The organism is Streptomyces sp. MnatMP-M17 (assembly GCF_900091995.1).
GTDB lineage: Bacteria > Actinomycetota > Actinomycetes > Streptomycetales > Streptomycetaceae > Streptomyces.
The window spans coordinates 1-1,486 of record NZ_FMDK01000598.1 but is presented as its reverse complement, the minus strand read 5'-3'; the positions used below and the strand labels follow the sequence as shown (position 1 = coordinate 1,486).

Sequence of the window (1,486 nt, the reverse complement as noted above, 5' to 3'; positions counted from 1 at the left end):
CCGGCTCGTACGGACGTCTCCGTACGAGCCGGTCCCGGTCCCGGTCCGGGTTCCGGTCCCGGCGGTGCGCCCGGCTTCAGAGTCGTGTGCGGACGAGGCCGATGAGCTTGACCATGGTCGGGCGGTCGGATTCGTCCGTGACGCTTGTGACGACCTGGAGCGTGCAGGCACGGTCGCCCACGGCGAACTCGGCCATATTGCCGGAGCCGAAGCTGATTCCATCGGCGCCGGAAGCCGACTGGTCCGAGGCGGCCGTGCCCGGGGAGCCGATACTCAAGGTGACGGAGTGGTAGGTTTCGGCGTTCTCCCACAGACACACGCTCTCCCCCACGCCGGAATCGGGCCGGCCGCCGTCGTTCCGGCCGATGATCGGTGTGATCTCCGCGGGCTTGAGCAGTGTGCACGCGTCGACCTTCTTGGCCGGCGCGGCGGCATCGGGTTCTTTGGACGCCGAGGCACTGGAAGGGGAGCGGTCGTCGGGAGCCCGCGTATCCGTGGCCGTGTCCGAGCCGCAGGCAGCCAGTGCCGGCACCAGGACCAGCAGGCAGACCGCAGCCAGAGATGAACGCTTCATGGCCGTACGGTCGTCACGGGTACGAGTGGTTCTGCGGTTAGTCCTATACACGTAAGCCCCCCAAATCGTGGGCCCCGAAATCCGGGGACAACCTCAAGGACGGCCTCGCCCGAGGCGTGGGTTGCGGCAGCGCGTGCCAGTTACGTGCGGGAACTGTCACCGGACTGCCACCGCTCCCGGCGCGTCGGTGGAGCTCGGTGTCATGGGCTCCGAGGGCTCAGCTCCGGGGGCTCAGTCCCGCCACGGCCAGCCGGAACAGCCGGTCCGCCTCGGCGGCGGGATCGGGGAGGTGCTCCGTGGCCAGGGCGATGCCGGCGATCAGTGTCATCAGATCGGCGAAGGTGACGCTCGTCGCCACCGCGCCGTCCCGCGCAGCGCGGCGGAGCAGCGGGCCCGCCGACTCCTCCAGCAACGCCGAGCAGGAGTTCACCTGCTCCGAGCCGGGCCCGGCGCCCTCGGGAGCCAGCACGGGCGCCAGCCCTCGGGCGGAGGCGGAGTAGGCGACCACATCACTCAGCCATTCCAGCAGCGCGCTCCGACTGTCACCCTTGCTCGCCTTGCCTGCCTTGCCCGCCTTATCTGCGTTGGCCGTGTTATCCGGGTTATCTGGGTTATCCGCCAACTCGCGGGCGCGGAGGCACAGGGCCTCGATCCGCTTCCGGGAGACCGCCTCCAGCAGAGCGCGGCGAGTGGGGAAGTGCCGGCGCACGGTCGCCGAGCCGACTCCCGCGGTGCGGGCGATCTGTTCCAGGGACGCGTCGACGCCGTGCGCGGCGACCTCCTCCTCGGCCACGGCGAGGATGCGCGCGTAGTTGCGCCGGGCGTCAGCACGCTGCTGGGCGGGCATGGCGTCACCTCCGGATTCATCAAGTGGCGGCCATTAAGTGGCGGGCCCCGCCGTATTGTATCGTG

Annotated in this window: 2 protein-coding genes; both read right to left on the bottom strand. The window is 70.1% G+C overall.

Annotated features, from left to right (window positions below):
• Nucleotides 1–76: 76 nt before the first annotated feature.
• A complete protein-coding gene (locus GA0115259_RS25455) occupies nt 77–574 on the bottom strand; it encodes a DUF3558 family protein (protein ID WP_093601359.1) in 498 nt (165 codons plus the stop codon).
• 217 nt (nt 575–791) lie between these two features.
• Complete coding sequence (locus GA0115259_RS25450; RefSeq protein ID WP_093601357.1) at nt 792–1,421, bottom strand: TetR/AcrR family transcriptional regulator; 630 nt, start codon at nt 1,419–1,421, stop codon at nt 792–794.
• Nucleotides 1,422–1,486: the final 65 nt, after the last annotated feature.

What these genes read in the sequence shown, in the direction of transcription:
- GA0115259_RS25455 (WP_093601359.1), bottom strand. Translation starts at nt 574, where the DNA reads ATGAAGCGTTCATCTCTGGCTGCGGTCTGCCTGCTGGTCCTGGTGCCG.
- GA0115259_RS25450 (WP_093601357.1), bottom strand. Translation starts at nt 1,421, where the DNA reads ATGCCCGCCCAGCAGCGTGCTGACGCCCGGCGCAACTACGCGCGCATC.